The organism is Clostridium sartagoforme AAU1 (assembly GCF_000401215.1).
Lineage (GTDB): Bacteria > Bacillota > Clostridia > Clostridiales > Clostridiaceae > Clostridium > Clostridium sartagoforme.
Genome location: NZ_ASRV01000020.1, coordinates 1 through 18816, shown reverse-complemented (window position 1 = coordinate 18816; position 18816 = coordinate 1). Strand labels below are relative to the sequence as shown.

Here is an 18816-nt window from a genome sequence, read left to right as displayed (position 1 = left end):
ATGAAGTTGAGTGTAATGATGACTGAATTTAGTGAGAAAGCCCGGCTAAGGAAGTATGAGGTAGATGTTTCATTTATTAATTGAAGAATATATAATAATAATTAAATAATAATAACTAAATATAGGAGTGATAAAATGTCAGTTTTATTTATTGAATACCCCAAATGTACTACATGCAAAAAAGCAAAAAAGTTTTTAATTGAAAATAATATAGAATTTATAGATAGGCATATAGCAGAAGAGAACCCAACTAAAGAAGAACTTAAGGAATGGTTAGCTAAGAGTAATCTATCAATAAATAAATTCTTTAATACTTCAGGTGTGTTGTATAGAGAAATGCAATTAAAAGATAAAGTTAAAGCATTACCAGAAGATGAACTTTTAGATATATTAGCTTCTAATGGAATGTTAGTAAAAAGGCCTATAATAGTAAAAGAGGATACAATATTAATAGGATTTAAAGAAGAAGAGTGGCTAACAAAAATAAAATAATTAATATTATTTGGTTTTAAATACTAAAGAATAAAAATTATTCATAAAACTATTATTATATATGAAAAAAGGAGATATTAATTGAATACCTCCTTTTTTTCTTTTCTAGCAATAGTTTATTAAATTTTACAAAGGAAAAATTTGAAATTATAATATCTATATATTGTATATTGGTGGAAAATGCATAAAATTTATATACCATATATAGTGAAAGGGGAATAATAGGATGGATTTATTTAATATATGTAGATTAGCGATAGGTGGAATAGATGATGATAGTGAGGTTTATACAGAGAAAAGACTTATAGATGCATTAAATCATATAATTAGGCCTAACATGAGAGAAGATGAAATAAGAAATTCTGTAATACAAGTAGCTTTAGAGCTTACATCAGATATAGAACCAGAATGGCAAAAGGCAGCTTCTAAGCTTTACGTTTTAAAGCTATATGATGAAATACGAAAAAATAGAAATTTAAATAAGGAAGAAGATTTATATAAAAATTTATATGACTTCATAAGTAAATTAACAGACAAGGGCCTTTACGGAAAATACATATTAGAAAATTATACCAAGGGAGATATATTAGAACTAGAAAAAGCTATTAAGCCAGAGAGAGATTTTTTATTTACTTATAGTGGAATAAACCTTCTAGCAAGTAGATATTTAATTCAAGATTTTGATAGAAGAACATTAGAACTTCCCCAACAGATGTTTATGGGCATAGCAATGCACTTAGCAATTCCAGAAAAAAAGGAAGTAAGAGTATTATGGGCAAAGAGATTTTATGATGTATTAAGCTCACTTAAAGCAACGATGGCAACACCAACAATGTCTAATGCTAGAAAGCCATTTTATCAATTGAGTTCATGCTTCATAGATACAGTACAAGATAGTTTAAAGGGGATATATAAATCCATTGACAACTTTGCAGAGGTTTCAAAGTTCGGTGGTGGAATGGGAATATATATTGGTAAAATTAGAGCTTTGGAATCACCTATAAGGGGATTTAAGGGGGCTTCCGGAGGAGTAATACCATGGGTAAAATTATTTAATGATACAGCAATAGCAGTAGATCAACTAGGAGTAAGAAATGGATCGGTAGCTATATGGTTAGATGCATGGCATAAGGATTTACCAGAGTTTTTACAATTAAAAACTAATAATGGAGATGATAGAAAAAAAGCACACGATGTCTTTCCTGGACTTTGTTATCCAGATTTATTCTGGAAGCTTGCAGAAACAGATATAGATGCAAATTGGTATATGATGTGTCCTCATGAAATTAGATTAGCAAAGGGATATTCATTAGAAGATTTTTATGGAGAAGAGTGGGAAAAAAGATATTATGAATGTGTAGAAGATGAAAGCATAAGTAAGAGAATTATGTCTGTAAAAGAAATAGTTAGATTAATAATAAAAAGTGCAGCTGAGACAGGAACACCTTTTGCTTTTTATAGAGATACAGTAAATAAGATGAACCCAAATAAACATAAAGGGATGATTTATTCATCAAATCTTTGTACAGAGATTATGCAAAATATGAGTCCTATGGATATACAAAAAAGCGAAATAAAAGATGAAAATGGAGATTCAATAATAATTGAAAAAACAAAATCAGGTGATTTTGTAGTATGCAATTTATCCTCAGTAGTTTTAGGTAATGTTGACGTTAAAAATGATAAAGAACTTGAATATGTTGTAGAAACTCAAATAAGAGCTATGGACAATGTAATAGATTTAAATTATTATTCAGTACCATTTGCAGAAGTAACTAATAAAAAATATAGAGCAATAGGGCTTGGGACAAGCGGATATCACCATATGTTAGCAAATAATTTAATTCACTGGACAGAAGATAGACATAAAGATTTTGCAGATAATGTCTATGAAAGAATTAATTATCACGCAATAAAAGCGAGCATGAATATTTCAAAAGAAAAAGGACGATATTCATGCTTTGAAGGTTCAGATTGGGATAATGGAAATTACTTTGAATTTAGAGGATATAACTCAGAAAAATGGAATGAATTAAGAGAAGATATAAATACTTATGGAATGAGAAATGGATATTTGATAGCTGTAGCCCCAAATGGATCAACGGCAACTATAGCAGGAACTTCTGAGGGGATAGATCCAGTAATGTCTAGATTTTGGTTAGAGGAGAAAAAGGGAAGTATAATACCAAAAACTGCACCAAATCTAAATGAAGAAAATTATTGGTACTATAACTCTGCATATAACATAGATCAAAAGTGGTGTGTAGAAATGAATGGAGTAAGACAAAGACATATAGATCAAGGCCAATCTTTTAATTTATATATAACAACTAATTACACTATGAGACAAATTATGAATTTATATATAGAAGCATGCAAATGTGGAGTGAAGTCAATATACTATGTACGTTCAAAATCCCTATCAGTAAGTGACTGTGAAAGTTGTTCAGCATAATATAAATAAAGGAACTGGAGGAATAGAAATGATCATAAATAAGAAACCTCTTTTTAATGAATATGGTGATACAGAAATATCTAAAAAGAGAATGATAAACGGAAATACTACTAACTTAAATGATTTTAATAATATGAGATATACTTGGGTGTCAGATTGGTACAGACAAGCAATGAATAACTTTTGGATTCCAGAAGAAATAAATCTTTCTCAAGATTTGAAAGATTATAATAAGCTAACAAATGAAGAAAGAACAGCTTATGATAAGATATTATCTTTTTTAATATTTTTAGATTCAATACAAACTGCCAATTTATCTAATATAAATAACTATATAACAGCCAGTGAGGTGAATTTATGTCTGACTATACAAGCTTTCCAAGAAGCTGTTCATTCGCAAAGCTATAGCTATATGCTAGATACAATTTGTTCACCAGAAAAGAGAAATGAAATATTATATCAATGGAAAAATGATAAAATATTATTAGATAGAAATAAATTTATTGGAGATTTATATAATAAGTTTTTAGAAAATCCAACAGAAGTAAATCTTGTAAAAACTGTAATGGCAAATTATATCCTAGAAGGAATATACTTTTATTCAGGATTTATGTTCTTTTATAATTTAGAGAGAAATAGAAAAATGCCAGGTTCAGCACAAGAAATAAGATATATAAATAGAGATGAAAATACACATCTTTGGTTATTTAGAAATATACTAAAAGAATTACAAGTAGAACAACCAGAAATATTTACAGAAGATTTAAAAGAGCAATTAAAAGAAATGATGAAAACAGCGGTAGAACATGAAATAGCTTGGGGAAATTATGTTATAGGTGATAATATTCAAGGAATAAATAGGAACTTAATTAATGATTATATAAAATATCTAGGTAACCTAAGAATGAGAGCAATAGGATTAGATGCAATATATGATGGGTACAAAAAAAATCCTGCTGCTTGGGTAGATATATTAGCAGATGCAAATTCAGTTAAAACAGATTTTTTTGAAGCTAAATCAACAGCATATGCCAAAGCAGGAGCACTTATAGATGATTTATAAAAGATAGATTAATAGAAAAGATAGATTAATAGAAAATATAGTTGAATAAATGTTAAGTATAAGTTATTATATTATGAAACTTTTTAAAAATTACTGTTAATTATTTGATTCAGAAAACTCCTACGGGAGTTTTTTTATTAATTTTTATTTCTACTGTATGATAATTTATTAATACATGTATGCTATAAAATGACAAAACAATTTATAAGAAATAATTAACAATAGAAATATTAGAAAATTTTATAAAATTTATAAAATGAAATTATAATTTTATTTAAAATACGCAAGTAAAATAGATAAAATATTTAAATTTAAAAGATAAAATAATAAATTTTATGTTTATTATTATTAACATAGTGAAAAAGTATGATATAATACATTGTAGTTGTAATTTAAAAACAGATTAGTACTTTCTATAAATTTCATATAAAATTTGAGTTTATAGCTATTATTAAGGAGGAATCTCGGAAATGAAAAAAGGTATAGCTGCATCTAAAGGTTATGCAATAGGAAAAGTATTTTTACAAGAACATGAAGAAATAGTAATAACAGATACAAAAGTTTCTAATGTAGAAGCAGAAAAAGAAGTTCTACAAAAGGCTTTAGAGCAAGCAAAAGTACAATTAACTGCAATTAGAGATAAAGCACTAGCTGAAATTGGAGAACATGAAGCTCAAGTTTTCGAAGCTCACTTAACTTTATTAGATGATCCAGAATTTACTGGTGGAATGTTGTTAGAAATAGAATCAAATAGCATAAATGCAATGAAAGCAGTTGAAAATATTACAAATACATTTGTAATGATATTCGATTCAATGGAAGATGAATATATGAAAGAAAGAGCTGCAGACATTAAAGACGTTTCAAAGAGAATAATTTCAAACTTAGCTGGAAAAGGCGGAGATGCATTTGCTATAACAGAAGAAAATACTGTAGTAGTAGCTCATGACTTAACTCCATCAGATACAGCACAATTAGATAGAAGTAAGGTTGTTGGTTTCTTAACTAATATTGGGGGAAGAACTTCTCACTCAGCTATTATGGCAAGAACTTTAGAAATACCAGCAATTGTAGGATTGAAGGATATAACTACATCAGTTAAAAACGGAGACTTTGTTATAGTTGATGGTATTGAAGGTGTATGTATAATAAATCCTGACCAATCAGTTATAGATGAATATACAGCTAAGAGAGAAAAATTCTTAGCAGAACAAGAAGAATTAAAGAAACTTATAAGTGTAAAAACAGTTACTAAATCAGGTAGAAGAGTTGAAGTTTGTGGAAACATAGGCTCACCTGCAGATGCTGAAGCTGTAGTTGCAAATGGTGGAGATGGTGTTGGATTATTTAGAACTGAGTTCTTATACATGGATAGAGATTCAGCTCCAACTGAAGATGAACAATTTGAATCTTATAAGAAGGTTCTTGAAATAATGGATGGAAAGCAAGTTGTTATAAGAACTCTAGATATTGGTGGAGACAAAACACTTCCATATCTACCATTACCACAAGAAATGAATCCGTTCTTAGGATATAGAGCTATAAGATTATGTTTAGATAGAAAAGATATATTTAAGGTTCAAATAAGAGCGTTACTTAGAGCTTCTGTTTATGGAAATCTTGCTGTAATGTTCCCGATGATTTCAGGCTTAGAAGAATTCCAAGCTGCAAAAGAATTTGTAGAAGAATGTAAAGCTGAATTAAAAGCAGAAGGAAAAGAATACTCAGAAAAAATTCAATGGGGTATCATGGTTGAAATCCCAGCTGCAGCTGTGTATGCAGATGAATTAGCTAAATATGTAGATTTCTTCTCAATAGGAACAAATGATTTGATTCAATATACATTAGCGGCTGATAGAATGAGTGAAAAAGTATCATACCTTTATAATCCAATGCACCCAGCTGTATTAAGATTAATAAAGATGACAATAGACGGAGCTCACAAGCATGGTAAGTGGGTTGGAATGTGTGGAGAAATGGCTGGAGATGAAGCTGCAATTCCAACATTAGTTGAATATGGTTTAGATGAATTCTCAATGAGTGCTACATCAATTTTAACAGCTAAGAAGATAATACTAGAACAAGAATAATTAAAATGATGAAAAGTCACATACTATGAATGTGGCTTTTTATTTTTAGTTAAAATAGTTAAGTATAGGTGGTGAAAAGGATACATGAATAAAATTATAGAAATGTTCATAACATTTTTTAAAATAGGAGCTTTTACTTTTGGTGGTGGATATGCAATGATTCCGCTTATAGAAGAAGAAGTTGTTAAAAATAAAGGGTGGATTGAAAAAGAAGAATTCATGGATATATTAGTAGTAGCACAAAGTTTACCAGGAGCATTGGCAGTTAATTCTTCAGTATTTATAGGATATAGAATAGGAGGATTTATTGGAGCTATAATGGCTCTTTTAGCGGTTGTTCTTCCTTCGTTTTTTATAATATTAATAATAGCAGCATTTTTTATGAAGTTTAGAGATAATTATTATGTTAATGCGGTATTTAAGGGAATAACAGCAGCAGTTCCAATGCTTGTATTAGCAGGAGCAATAAGTTTAAGCAAAGGAATAGATAAAAGTGTACAAAATATAGTAATTATTATAATAGCCCTTATAGCATTAGTATTTTTTGATATAAATCCAATTATAGTCATAGTGACTTCAGCGATATACGGAATTGTATTTTTAAGAAAGAAGGTGAAATAATTGAATATACTAATAAGATTATTTCTTTCGTTTTTTAAGATAGGTTCCTTTAGCTTTGGCGGTGGTTATGCTATGATTCCTTTTATTCAAAGAGAAATAGTAGAAAAAAATGATTGGCTTAAAATAAGCGAGTTTATGGATATTATAGGTATATCACAAATGACTCCTGGACCAGTTGCCATAAATTCAGCAACTTTTGTAGGATATAAGTTATCAGGCGTTCTAGGTGCCATTATGGCAACAACAGGAGTAGTAATAACATCATTTGTATTAATATCTATAATAAGTAATACCCTAGAAAAATTTAAAGAATCTACATTAATTAAATCAGCACTAATGGGAATGAGACCTGTTTTAATTGCCTTAATAATAAAAGCTTTTGTAGACTTAGCAAAAGAATCTTATTTGGACTTAAAGAGTATAATAATAACTACGATAATAGGATTAGTATTACTAAGTAAAAAAGTTCATCCTATACTAGTTATAGTAATAGCGGGGATTATGGGATTAATATTTTATTTGTAAATTTAGAAGAGGTAATTGAATGAAAAATAGGGATAAGAAGGCATATGAAAAAGCACTTCATTTATATAATAACGGATATATAGATAAGGCATTAGAAGTTTGTGAAATTGGTATATCAAGAGATTTAGAAGACTCAAATCTTCTCAATTTAAAGGGATTATTATTGTATTTAAAAGGAAATCTTGAGGAAGCGATTCCTATTTGGAAAATAAATGAACATCATAATAATAACGATATAGCAAAATCGTATTTAAAAGATGTACAGAAGGATTTTTATAGAAAAGACTTATATGAAAAAGCAGAAGAGTTAATAAACGACTTAAATATAGATGAAGCTTTGAAAAATTTAAGTATTTGTAAAGAAAGTGACTTCAATTCCATAAATGTCAATAACGCTTTAGCAACGTGTTACTTAAGGAAAGCTGAATATAGCTTAAGTATGGAATATGTGGAAAAGGTTATATCTATTGATAAGTTTAATTATAAGGCTAAAAATATCAAAAAGGAAATAAATGAAATTTTAAATATAAATAATAAATCACTTTTAAAAACTTTAATAATAGCATCTATAGCAGTAGTTTTTTTAACATCAGGAATATTACTTAACAATAAGTTTAAAAAAGTACAAATAAATAAAGAAGAATTAGCTAATAATATTTCAAAACCTGTTGAGAATGAAAGCACAAATAATGAGCAGAATGAAGAAAATAAAGATAATGAAGAAAATAAAGATAATGAAGAAAATAAAAAAAGTAGTACTTTAGAAGTAAATTCGTTAACAGATGAAGAAATAAGAGAAAATTATATAAAGGCAACAGGTTTATTTCAAGAAGAAAAGTATGAAGAAGCTAAATATTTATTAGAAGCCACTATTATTCATTCAATGAATAACCATCTACATGATGATGTAATGTTTTTATTGGCATCAACAAGTGAAAAAGTAGGTAAAAATGAAGAAGCTATAAAATATTTTAAAGATTATATATCTAACTATGAAAATGGGAACTATATAGAAGAAACTTATTATAGAATATCCTTATTATATAAAGATTTGGATAAAGAAAAAAGTAAACTTTATGCAGGAGAGCTTGTTAGTAAATATCCAAGTTCCATTTATAATAATAATCTTATAAAGGATATTTTAAGTAATTGAAATATAGGAGAGATGTAGATGATAACAGTTATAAAAGGAATCAAAGTTTATTCTCCCCAGTATCAAGGAGAAAAAGATGTAGTTATAGTATCAGATAAAATTGAAGGAATATATGAAAATTTGAAAGTTCCTGAAAATTTTATTGATATAGAAGTAGTAGATGGATCAGGAAAACTACTTTTCCCTGGATTTATAGATTGTCATGTTCATATTAATGGTGCAGGTGGAGAAGGTAGCTTTAAAACTAGAACACCAGAAATAAAGTTAACAGATTTAACAACAGCTGGGATAACCACGGTTGTTGGATGTATAGGAACAGATGGAATTTGTAGAGATATGGGAAGTTTAATAGCTAAATCAAAGGCTTTAGAAGAAGAGGGATTGACTACATATTGTTATACAGGTTCATATGAGATACCAGTAAAAACTTTATCTACTAGCATAAAAGGAGATTTAATGCTAGTAGATAAAATTATTGGGGTAGGAGAGGTGGCTATATCAGACCACAGAAGTTCTCAGGCGACATTTGAAGAATTTACACAAGTAGTAGCACAAGCGAGAGTAGGAGGTTTATTATCGGGAAAATCTGGAATAGTTAATATTCACTTAGGTGATGGAGATAGAAAATTAGATTATTTATTCAGATTAATTGAAGAAACAGAGCTTCCAGCAACTCAATTATTACCAACTCATATTAATAGAAATAAAGAATTATTTGAAGCCGGAGAAGAATATGTTAAGAAGGGTGGATTTATAGACCTTACTACAAGTTCTGATCCTAATTGCTTAGAACCAGGAGAGTTAAGAGCAAGTGAAGGGTTAAGTAATCTAATAAAAAACAACATTGATTTATCTCATATTACATTTTCATCGGATGGAAATGGTAGTATGCCTATATTTGATAATGACGGTAAGTTAACAAAGGTTGGGATATGTTCAGTATCAACACTTTATGGAGAAGTAAAGGAATGTATAAAGACATATAATATTAAAATAGAAGATGCACTTAAAGTAATAACATCAAATGTAGCAGAGATATTAAAACTTTCTAACAAAGGTTCAATAGAAAAGGGAAAAGATGCAGATCTTGTTTTAGTAGATGAAAGTTCTTTAGAAATAGATACTGTTATAGCAAAAGGAAGAATTATGGTTAAGAATGGGAAACCAATTGTAATGGGAACTTTTGAATAATTAATAATTGACAATTATGGTAGAAATTCAGTTTTGCTGAATTTCTTTTTTTAGATTAATTATTAAAAATATTAGTATAGTAATAATGATTGATAAATTTCTAAAAAAGAAGAAGCTGTCGCATAGACAGCTCCATTCATATGATTTTTAGTAACTTGTTTTAAAGAATAAATGTTGACCAATAGATTTACTATCAGCTTTTTCAACACCTTGCATCCAAGAACAAGTAGCTATGGAAGGATTATAAAAGAATAATGCTTCATTTGTTGGATCATTACCTTTTATAGCTTCATAAACAGCATTATAGCATTCTTCTGTAGGAACAACTGATATTTCCCCATTAATAACACAGGAAAATGCGTTTGGTTGAAGAATAACCTCCCTAACACTGTCTGGAAATCCTGGACTTAATACCCTATTTAAAATAACCGATGCAACTGCGACTTTACCCTCAAAGGGCTCACCTTTACTTTCAGCATATACGATTTTAGCCATTAAATTCAAATCATCTTCTGTCAAATATATTAAATTTTCATTGTGATTAAAAACTTCAACCACATTCTCTTCTGGCATATTTATTAAGTTATTATCTAATTCTCTACTAACGTCAGTGCTTATAGTACTATTGGTATTGAATGCTGTACTAATAGTACTATAAGCTAATACAGGAATTTCTGCTGAAAATAAAAAGGTTAAAAATAAAATAGGTATTGCTTTTAAATATTTCATAAATAACCTCCTTTTGGATAATATTAAATCCAAGATTATTATTACCAAAAGGAAAATTTTAATACTAATTATTTTAGAAATTACTTTTATATGCAGAATAAGCCTTTAAAACATCATCTCTTTTTGAAGAAGCATTTTTATAATTTTTATTTATTTCTTCAGAATATTTATCTATATCAGAACAGGTTTTTTCATATATTACAGCTTCTTTAATTGATTTTAAATATATACCATATAAATTTAAATACTCATTTAAAGATTCATATACATTCATATATCCATCTGGAATAGAAATAGAAACTGATTTAGATTGTATATCTCCATAAATATATTCTTTATTATATATATCATCAATAACAGCTTGCAAATCTCTCTTATCTTCTCTTATCTTATTAATAGCAATCATTAAATCTTCATTTAGTTTATTAAAGTCTGAATTAAAACTTTCAAGTTGAAAAAAGAACTCACGTTGTTGCTTATTTTGAAACTCAGTATCTCTATTAATTTTAATTATAGTATTTAAATAATTATAAGTATTTTCGAAAAATAATAGTGATTTCTTCGAAAAATTAATCTTAATATTGTGAGAATTTAATATAGAATAGCTTTGAACACATTTCTCTTTAGCAGTAAGGAAATTATTTAAATCATCACTAGATTTTATAGTATTAGGATTAGATAAAACATAAATACAATTATCATAAAAAACTATAGTAGAATCGATAGCATTATTTAAATCACTCTTTATAGATGAAATTTCTTCATTGGTTTCTTTTATCTCAGATATAGAAGTTAAAAGTTTCTTTAATTCCCCAGAAGATGTAGTTAAAACTTCGTAAGATTTATTAGTGTCAATAGTTAAATCTTTAATTCCAGATTCTAAATTTGAATTAATATTATTTAAGTCATTAGCTATATGTTTTAAGCTTCTTTTAGATATATTAGAATCTGAATTATATATGATAAAAAATACTGAAAAAAATAATAATAAAAAAGCAGATGCTAAAAATAACATTAAATTTTTATGGTTTTTAGAAAAAGTAATAAGTTTTTCTTTCATAGAATATCACCTCATATAAATCTCTTTACATAAATTTATATTATAGTAAAGTAGAAAATATTATAAAATTAAAAAAAAATCGAAGTATTATACTAAGATTTTACTAATTGGTGTATAATTAATATATATGAAGGTTAGGGGGTGCCCTTTATGCAAGAGATTAGTACATTTATAATAAACACATTAAAAAATATATCGGTATTTTCTGTTTTAGATATATTAGTAGTTGCTTATATATTTTATAAGGGATATACGTTAATAAGAGAAACAAGAGCGGAGCAACTTTTAAAAGGAATAGTTCTTATGGTAGCATTAATACCAATAAGTTATGTCTTAAAATTAGAAATGTTAAATTTTATTTTAAATAAAACATTGACTATTGGGCTTTTATCTATTGTTATTATATTCCAACCAGAAATAAGAAGAGCTTTAGAGCATATAGGACGAAGTGCTTTTGAAGAAATACACAATATACAAGATGAAGAAGAAAGAAATATAACAGTAAATGAAATAGTTACTGCAATTCAGAACCTAGCAGAGACTAAAACCGGAGCATTAATAGTTATAGAGCAAGCAACGAGATTAGGAGAAGTATTAAATTCAGGGACAATATTAGATGCAAAAGTTACTTCAAATTTATTAGAAAATATATTTGTAGTTAATACTCCATTGCATGATGGAGCTACCATTATAAGAAAAGATAGAATATTGGCTTCAGGATGTGTACTTCCACTTACAAATAATAATACAATAAATAAAAAACTAGGAACAAGACATAGAGCTGCAATAGGGTTGTCAGAAGTTTCAGATTCTATAGTCTTAGTAGTATCAGAAGAAACAGGGGTAATATCCTTAGCTATAAATGGAAGATTAACAAGAAATTATGATAAAGAAAAATTAAGAGTAATCTTAATAAAGATGATGCAACATAGTGATAAGAAGAAAGTTAAATCAGCTGGGGAGAGGGTGAGAGCTTGGATAAGAAGGAAAAAAACAAATTAGTAGTACCTATAATATGTATCTTATTATCCATAGGGTTATGGGTTTATGTAACTAATGTAGAAAACAAAATAAGAACCACTGAAATAAGTAAAATACCAGTTGAACTAGTAAATACAGACACATTAGCAAGTTCAAAGCTAGCATTAACTCCAAATCAGCAATTATATGTAACATTGAAAGTTGAAGGAAATACAAATGATATAAATAAAATTAAAAAAAGTGATTTTAAAGTTCAAGTAGACTTAAGTGAATATGCCTGGAAGAAAGGCGAAAATAAAATTCCAGTGTCTATAATAGATTATCCAATTACAGTTAGTATAAGAAACACTAATACATTAACTGTATCAATTAAGATAGAAGATATGGTGGAAAAAGTTATGACTGTAACTTCTAATATTAATGTTACACCAAGACAAGGATATTTTGCATCAGAAGCCAATATAAATCCAAGTGAAGTTAAAGTAATTGGAGCAGAATCAGCAGTTAGTAGAGTGTCAAGATTAGTTGTTACAGATAATAAAGAAGATGTATTTGAGGATATTGTGGGAAACTATGAGATAAAAGCTTTAGATGATGGAGGAAGTGAAGTTCCAGATGTTTTTCTTTCGGAGAAAACTGCTAATGTTGAATTAAAGGTTAGTAAAGGTAAATCTGTAAAAGTTAATATTGTTACAATAGGCCAATTACCGAGTGGAATAAAACTAAAATCTGTAGATAGTTCAAGAAAAACAGTAGAATTGTTAGGACCTAAAGATATATTAGATTCAATTAATGAAGTAAATACAACACCACTAGATTTAAGTACCATAAGTGAGAACAAGGATGTTTCACTAGGAGTAGTAGTCCCAGAAGGATTGACCATATCTCAAGGCGAAGAATATGTAACTGCAAAGGTAAATGTAATAAAGTTGGTAACAAAGGAATTTAGCGTAAAATACAGTATAAGTGGAATTATACAAGGGGTGAAAGCTACACCTAATAAGGATACAGTAAAAGTTATTATAAGTGGATATGAAGATGAAATCGTAAATGTGACATCCGATAATGTAAAGGCAGTAATGGATGTAAGTTCATTTAAAGAAGATGGAACATTTGAACAAGAGCCTAAAGTAACTCTGCAAGGGTTAAATGAAAATTTTTCTATAAGTTCAATAGAAAAAATTACTATTACCGTAATTAAAGACGTTGCTCAAGGAGACTCTTCAGCAGTCAATGGTGGAAGCAATTGATTAGTTCATAAGGCACAGTGCACAAGTTCACAGTTAGAGTATAAGGGAACAAGTAACAGGGAACAGTTGATTAAATTGTGAAGCAAAATTTCTAGTTTGAAGTTCATAAGGCACAGTTCACAGTTATGGAAATAATTCAGCTAGCTGAATTAAGAAATCATTATTTCAATGATTAATGAGTTGATATAATTTGAAATTCAGAAACTACAAAGTAGTTTTATCATAAACTGTGAACTGTGCACTGCTAACTAAATAAATTGCTTTGCAATTTATTATTACAAAGGAGGATTAACTATGTCAATTAGGATTAATAATATAATCTTAAGAATAGATGAAGATAGAGATATATTAATAAAGAAAATAGCTAAGAAATTAAAGGTTTCAGAAGAAGAAGTTCAAAACTTTAAAATAATTAAAGAAAGTCTGGATGCGAGAAAGAAAAACGATATAAAATACCTATATTGTGTTGAAGTAGAGCATAAAAATGAAAAAAAATAGTTAATAAATTAAAAGATAAGGATATAAAGGTTACGGAGTCCTCATATGATACAGATATAGAGTTTGGAAATATTGAATTGAAGAATAGACCAGTGGTAGTAGGTTTTGGACCTGCAGGAATATTTGCATCGTTATTATTAGCAGAAAAGGGATATAAACCTTTAGTAATAGAACGTGGAGAAGATGTAGATAAAAGAACAGAAACTGTTAATAAGTTTTGGGAAACAGGTGAATTAAATACAGAATCAAATGTACAATTTGGAGAAGGTGGAGCTGGAGCATTTTCAGATGGCAAACTAACTACTAGAATTAAGGATACAAGATGCGATTATGTATTAAAAGAATTAGTTAGGGCAGGTGCCCCAGAAGAAATAACTTACATTGCTAAGCCACATGTAGGAACAGATCTTTTAAAGGGTGTAGTTAAAAATATAAGAGAAAGAATAAAAAGTTTAGGAGGGGAAGTATTATTTTCCTCTAAATTAGAAGAAATAAAAAGCGAAGATGGTAAAGTAAAATCAATAATAGTAAATGGCAATGAAATAGAGTGTGAAAATCTTATTATTGCAATAGGACATAGCTCTAGGGATACATACGAAATGTTACATAAAATAGGGGTATTTATGCAACCAAAAGCTTTTGCAATTGGTGTTAGAATAGAACATCCACAAGAACTTATAAATAAAAGTCAATATGGAGATATGTATAATCATCCAAGACTTAAGGCAGCAGAATATAGATTGACATATCAAAGTGAAAAGCTTAAAAGAGCTGTATATTCATTTTGTATGTGCCCAGGAGGAGTTGTAGTCGCAGCAGCTTCAGAAAATGAAAGATTAGTATCAAATGGTATGAGTTATCATGCGAGAGATTTAGTTAATGCGAATTCAGCTTTAGTTGTTACAGTGGGACCAGAGGACTTTGAAGGAGATTCACCATTAAGGGGAATGGAGTTCCAAAGGCATTATGAAAGCTTAGCATTTAAGCTAGGAGGGGGAAATTATAAAGCACCAATACAATTACTAGGTGACTTTATGCAAGATAAAGTAAGTGAAAAGCTTGGAACTGTTACTCCAAGTTATACTGCAGGATATGTATTTAAAGATTTAAGAAAGTGTCTTCCTGAATATGTAATAGAAGCACTGAAAGAAGGTATAGTTGACTTTGATAAAAAAATCAAGGGATATGGAAACTATGACTCAGTTTTAACAGGAATAGAAACAAGAACATCTGCGCCTATTAGAATGATAAGAGATGAAAACTTACAAAGTATATCTATGAAGGGCTTATTCCCAGCAGGGGAAGGAGCAGGATTTGCAGGTGGTATAATATCTGCTGCAGTTGATGGATTAAAGGTAGCAGAAAAGATAATAAGAGAATATAAACCAATAAAATAAAAGACACAAAATTCTGAAAATTTAAGTTTTCAGAATTTTTTTTGTTACAATTAAAGGGAAATATTTGTAGTTTATATCAAAAATTGATATAATTTTAACAAATACTAGTGTATTAATGAAAATTAAGGATTATAATAGATGTTAAGGAAATTTTATTTCTTTATATATTTACTAATATAAATAACATTAATAATATAAGAGGTGCTAAAATGAGTAAAAATTTCGATGATTTATTGCAAAAGGTTAACAGTTGTACTAAGAAAAAGGTAGCAGTAGCAGTAGCACAGGATGAGCCTGTATTAGAAGCTATTAAGGCTGCGAAAGAAAGAGGAATTGCGGAAGCAGTTTTAGTAGGTGATTCTATAAAAATAGAAGAAATAGCAGAAAAAATTGATATGGATCTTACACAATTTGAAATAGTTCATGAGCCAAATGTAAATAAAGCAACTTTAGAAGCAATAAGGTTAGTATCAAGTGGAAACGCAGATATGGTTATGAAAGGATTAGTAGATACAGCTACATTTCTAAGGAGTGTTCTTAATAAAGAAGTAGGATTAAGAACAGGAAAACTTATGTCACATGTTTCTGTATTTGAAATAGAAGGAATTGATAGATTAATTTTATTAACAGATGCAGCATTTAATACTTACCCAGATTTAAAAGCAAAAGTGCAAATATTAAATAACTCAGTAGAAGTTGCACATGCTTGTGGAATAGAATTACCAAAGGTAGCTCCAGTATGTGCAGTAGAAGTAGTAAATGCAGATATGCCAGCAACGGTAGATGCAGCATTATTATCAAAGATGAATGATAGAGGACAAATAAAAGGTTGTATAGTTGATGGACCTCTAGCACTTGATAATGCAATATCAGAAGAAGCTGCATATCATAAAGGAATAACAGGAAAAGTAGCAGGAAAAGCAGATATAATTTTACTTCCAAATATTGAAACCGCTAATGTTATGTATAAAACTTTAACATATACATCAAAATCAAGAAATGGAGGACTTTTAGTTGGAACATCTGCTCCTGTAATATTAACATCCAGAGCTGATAGTTTTGAAACAAAGGTACACTCCATTGCACTAGCTGCATTAGTTGCAGAAGCAAAAAAATAATATTATGGAGGAGACTTTGTTATGTCTTACAAATTACTAATTATCAATCCAGGATCAACTTCAACTAAAATTGGTATTTACCAAGATGAAAAAGAGGTTTTTGTTAAAACCTTGAGACATTCTTCAGATGAAATAGGAAAATATGATAGTATTTATAATCAATTCCTTTTTAGAAAAGAAATAATTATAAAAGCATTAGAGGATAATAATATAGACATGAAAACCTTAGATGCAGTAGTTGGCAGAGGCGGAATGCTAAAGCCAATGGAAGGTGGAACATATTTAGTAAATGACCCTATGTTAGAAGATTTAAAAATAGGATTTCAAGGACAACATGCTTCTAACTTAGGAGGAATAATTTCAAATGAAATAGCTAAAGAATTAGACATACCAGCATATATAGTTGACCCAGTAGTTGTTGATGAATTACAAGACGTAGCAAGAATATCCGGAGTACCTGAATTACCAAGAGTTAGTAAATTTCATGCCTTAAATCAAAAAGCAGTTGCAAAAAGATACGGAATAGAGTCTGGAGAAGGCTATGACAATCTAAATTTAATAGTAGTACATCTAGGTGGAGGAGTTTCGGTAGGAGCTCATAAAAATGGAAAAGTAGTAGATGTAAATAATGCCTTAGATGGAGATGGACCATTCTCACCAGAAAGAGCAGGAAGTGTTCCAATTGGTGAGTTAATAAGATTATGTTTTAGTGGTAAATATACAGAAAAAGAAATATACAGCAAAATAGTAGGAAAAGGCGGATTAGTAGCATATCTAAATACTAATGATGCTAGAGAGTTAGAAGATTGGGTAAATGAAGGAAGAGAAGATGCGATAAAGTATTACAATGCATTTGTTTATCAAGTTGCTAAGTCAATAGGAGAAATGGCAACAGTTTTAGAAGGAAAAGTAGATAGAATAATAGTTACAGGTGGAATAGCTTATTGGAAACAACTTATAAAGGATTTAATGACTAAAGTAAGTTTTATAGCACCTATTACAGTTTACCCAGGAGAAGACGAGCTATTGGCTTTAGCTCAAGGAACTTTAAGAGTCTTAAGAGGAGAGGAAATAGCAAAAGAATATAAATAACAATTAGGAGGACATTCAAATGGCTTTAAAATTACTTATAATAAATCCAGGTTCAACATCAACTAAAATAGGTGTTTATGATGGAGAACAAGAAGTGTTAGTAGAAACTTTAAGACACTCATCAGAAGAAATATCACAATATGAAACAATATATGATCAATTTAAATTTAGAAAAGATATAATAATAAATGTATTAAAGGAAAAGAATTTTGATATAAATTCTTTAGATGCAGTAGTTGGCAGAGGTGGAATGCTAAAGCCAATGGAAAGTGGTACTTATAAGGTTAATGAAAAAATGCTTAAGGATTTAAAAGATGGTGTGCAAGGACAACATGCTTCAAATTTAGGAGGAATAATTGCAAACCAAATAGGTAATGAACTGAATATACCAGCTTTCATAGTAGATCCAGTTGTTGTAGATGAGCTTAATGATGTGGCAAGAGTTTCTGGTGTTCCTGAGTTACCAAGGGTTAGTAAATTCCATGCATTGAATCAAAAAGCAGTTGCAAAAAGATATGCAAAGGAATCAGGAATAAAATATACAGATTTAAACTTAATAATTGTTCATATGGGAGGCGGAGTTTCAGTAGGAGCTCATAAGAATGGAAAAGTAATAGATGTAAACAATGCCCTAGATGGAGAAGGTCCATTTTCACCAGAAAGAGCAGGATCAGTACCAGTAGGAGCCCTTATAAAAATGTGCTATAGTGGTAATTTTACAGAACAAGAAGTATATAATAAGGTAGTAGGAAAAGGCGGATACGTAGCATACTTAAATACAAATGATGCAAGAGACGTATTAAAGCTAGTTTCAGAAGGAGATAAAGAAGCACAACTATATTTTGATGCTTTTATATATCAAATTTCTAAATCAATAGGAGAAATGGCAACAGTTTTAGAAGGAAAAGTGGATAGAATAATATTTACAGGTGGAATAGCATATTCAGACAAAGTTATAGACGAATTAACAAAGAGAGCAGGATGGATAGCTCCTATTACAGTTTATCCAGGAGAAGACGAATTATTGGCCTTAGCACAAGGAGCAATAAGAGCTATGACAGGAGAAGAGGAAGCGAAGGAATACAAGTAACAATTGTAAAA

The 18816-nt window shown here is 29.1% G+C and carries 15 protein-coding genes and 1 pseudogene; 14 read left to right on the top strand and 2 right to left on the bottom strand.

The genetic code is table 11. The features are described 5' to 3' along the window. The first annotated feature begins 135 nt into the window (after window positions 1-135). The 8 genes from A500_RS01665 to iadA all read left to right on the top strand — a co-directional run bounded on the left by A500_RS01665 (window position 136) and on the right by iadA (window position 9590). Entirely contained in the window at window positions 136-492 is a 357-nt protein-coding gene (locus tag A500_RS01665) for a Spx/MgsR family RNA polymerase-binding regulatory protein (RefSeq protein WP_016205862.1), read from the top strand. Window positions 493-718: 226 nt separating this feature from the next. Further along, complete coding sequence (locus tag A500_RS01660) at window positions 719-2947, top strand: ribonucleoside-diphosphate reductase subunit alpha (protein ID WP_016205861.1); 2229 nt, start codon at window positions 719-721, stop codon at window positions 2945-2947. A 28-nt stretch (window positions 2948-2975) separates the two neighbouring features. Beyond that, the gene (locus A500_RS01655; protein WP_016205860.1) at window positions 2976-4010 is read left to right on the top strand and encodes a ribonucleotide-diphosphate reductase subunit beta; all 1035 of its coding nucleotides are present in this window, start codon (window positions 2976-2978) and stop codon (window positions 4008-4010) included. 470 nt (window positions 4011-4480) lie between these two features. Next, a complete protein-coding gene (gene ptsP / locus A500_RS01650) occupies window positions 4481-6100 on the top strand; it encodes a phosphoenolpyruvate--protein phosphotransferase (RefSeq protein ID WP_016205859.1) in 1620 nt (539 codons plus the stop codon). A gap of 84 nt (window positions 6101-6184) precedes the next feature. Further along, window positions 6185-6721: a chromate transporter gene (locus A500_RS01645; RefSeq protein WP_016205858.1), complete on the top strand. Its 537-nt coding sequence runs from the start codon at window positions 6185-6187 to the stop codon at window positions 6719-6721. Continuing rightward, window positions 6722-7246 carry a chromate transporter gene (locus tag A500_RS01640; RefSeq protein ID WP_016205857.1) on the top strand — a complete coding sequence of 175 codons (525 nt, stop codon included), beginning with the start codon at window positions 6722-6724 and terminating at the stop codon, window positions 7244-7246. 19 nt (window positions 7247-7265) lie between these two features. After that, window positions 7266-8399 carry a tetratricopeptide repeat protein gene (locus A500_RS01635; protein WP_016205856.1) on the top strand — a complete coding sequence of 378 codons (1134 nt, stop codon included), beginning with the start codon at window positions 7266-7268 and terminating at the stop codon, window positions 8397-8399. Window positions 8400-8417: 18 nt separating this feature from the next. Continuing rightward, window positions 8418-9590: a beta-aspartyl-peptidase gene (gene iadA / locus A500_RS01630; RefSeq protein ID WP_016205855.1), complete on the top strand. Its 1173-nt coding sequence runs from the start codon at window positions 8418-8420 to the stop codon at window positions 9588-9590. A 147-nt stretch (window positions 9591-9737) separates the two neighbouring features. Here the strand turns inward: iadA and A500_RS01625 are convergent, their stop codons facing one another. Together A500_RS01625 and A500_RS01620 are read right to left on the bottom strand one after the other, a co-directional pair. Beyond that, window positions 9738-10319, bottom strand: coding sequence for a cell wall hydrolase (locus A500_RS01625; protein ID WP_016205854.1), 582 nt, complete (start codon window positions 10317-10319; stop codon window positions 9738-9740). A gap of 73 nt (window positions 10320-10392) precedes the next feature. Next, window positions 10393-11379 (bottom strand): hypothetical protein, encoded by a 987-nt coding sequence (locus A500_RS01620; RefSeq protein WP_016205853.1) that lies wholly within the window; start codon window positions 11377-11379, stop codon window positions 10393-10395. Window positions 11380-11529: 150 nt separating this feature from the next. Here A500_RS01620 and cdaA point away from each other — a divergent pair, with 150 nt between their 5' ends. The 6 genes and pseudogenes from cdaA to buk (A500_RS01590) all read left to right on the top strand — a co-directional run bounded on the left by cdaA (window position 11530) and on the right by buk (A500_RS01590) (window position 18805). Then, a complete protein-coding gene (gene cdaA / locus A500_RS01615) occupies window positions 11530-12381 on the top strand; it encodes a diadenylate cyclase CdaA (RefSeq protein ID WP_016205852.1) in 852 nt (283 codons plus the stop codon). Beyond that, the gene (locus A500_RS01610; protein ID WP_016205851.1) at window positions 12354-13610 is read left to right on the top strand and encodes a CdaR family protein; all 1257 of its coding nucleotides are present in this window, start codon (window positions 12354-12356) and stop codon (window positions 13608-13610) included. Before cdaA ends, A500_RS01610 begins: the two co-directional genes overlap by 28 nt. 294 nt (window positions 13611-13904) lie before the next feature. Beyond that, window positions 13905-15505: pseudogene (locus A500_RS01605) on the top strand (NAD(P)/FAD-dependent oxidoreductase). A 209-nt stretch (window positions 15506-15714) separates the two neighbouring features. Beyond that, window positions 15715-16623, top strand: a complete 909-nt coding sequence (ptb, locus tag A500_RS01600) for a phosphate butyryltransferase (RefSeq protein WP_016205848.1) — start codon at window positions 15715-15717, stop codon at window positions 16621-16623. A gap of 21 nt (window positions 16624-16644) precedes the next feature. After that, a complete protein-coding gene (gene buk, locus A500_RS01595; RefSeq protein ID WP_016205847.1) occupies window positions 16645-17715 on the top strand; it encodes a butyrate kinase in 1071 nt (356 codons plus the stop codon). Between the two features lie 19 nt (window positions 17716-17734). Next, window positions 17735-18805, top strand: a complete 1071-nt coding sequence (gene buk / locus A500_RS01590; protein WP_016205846.1) for a butyrate kinase — start codon at window positions 17735-17737, stop codon at window positions 18803-18805. Window positions 18806-18816: the final 11 nt, after the last annotated feature.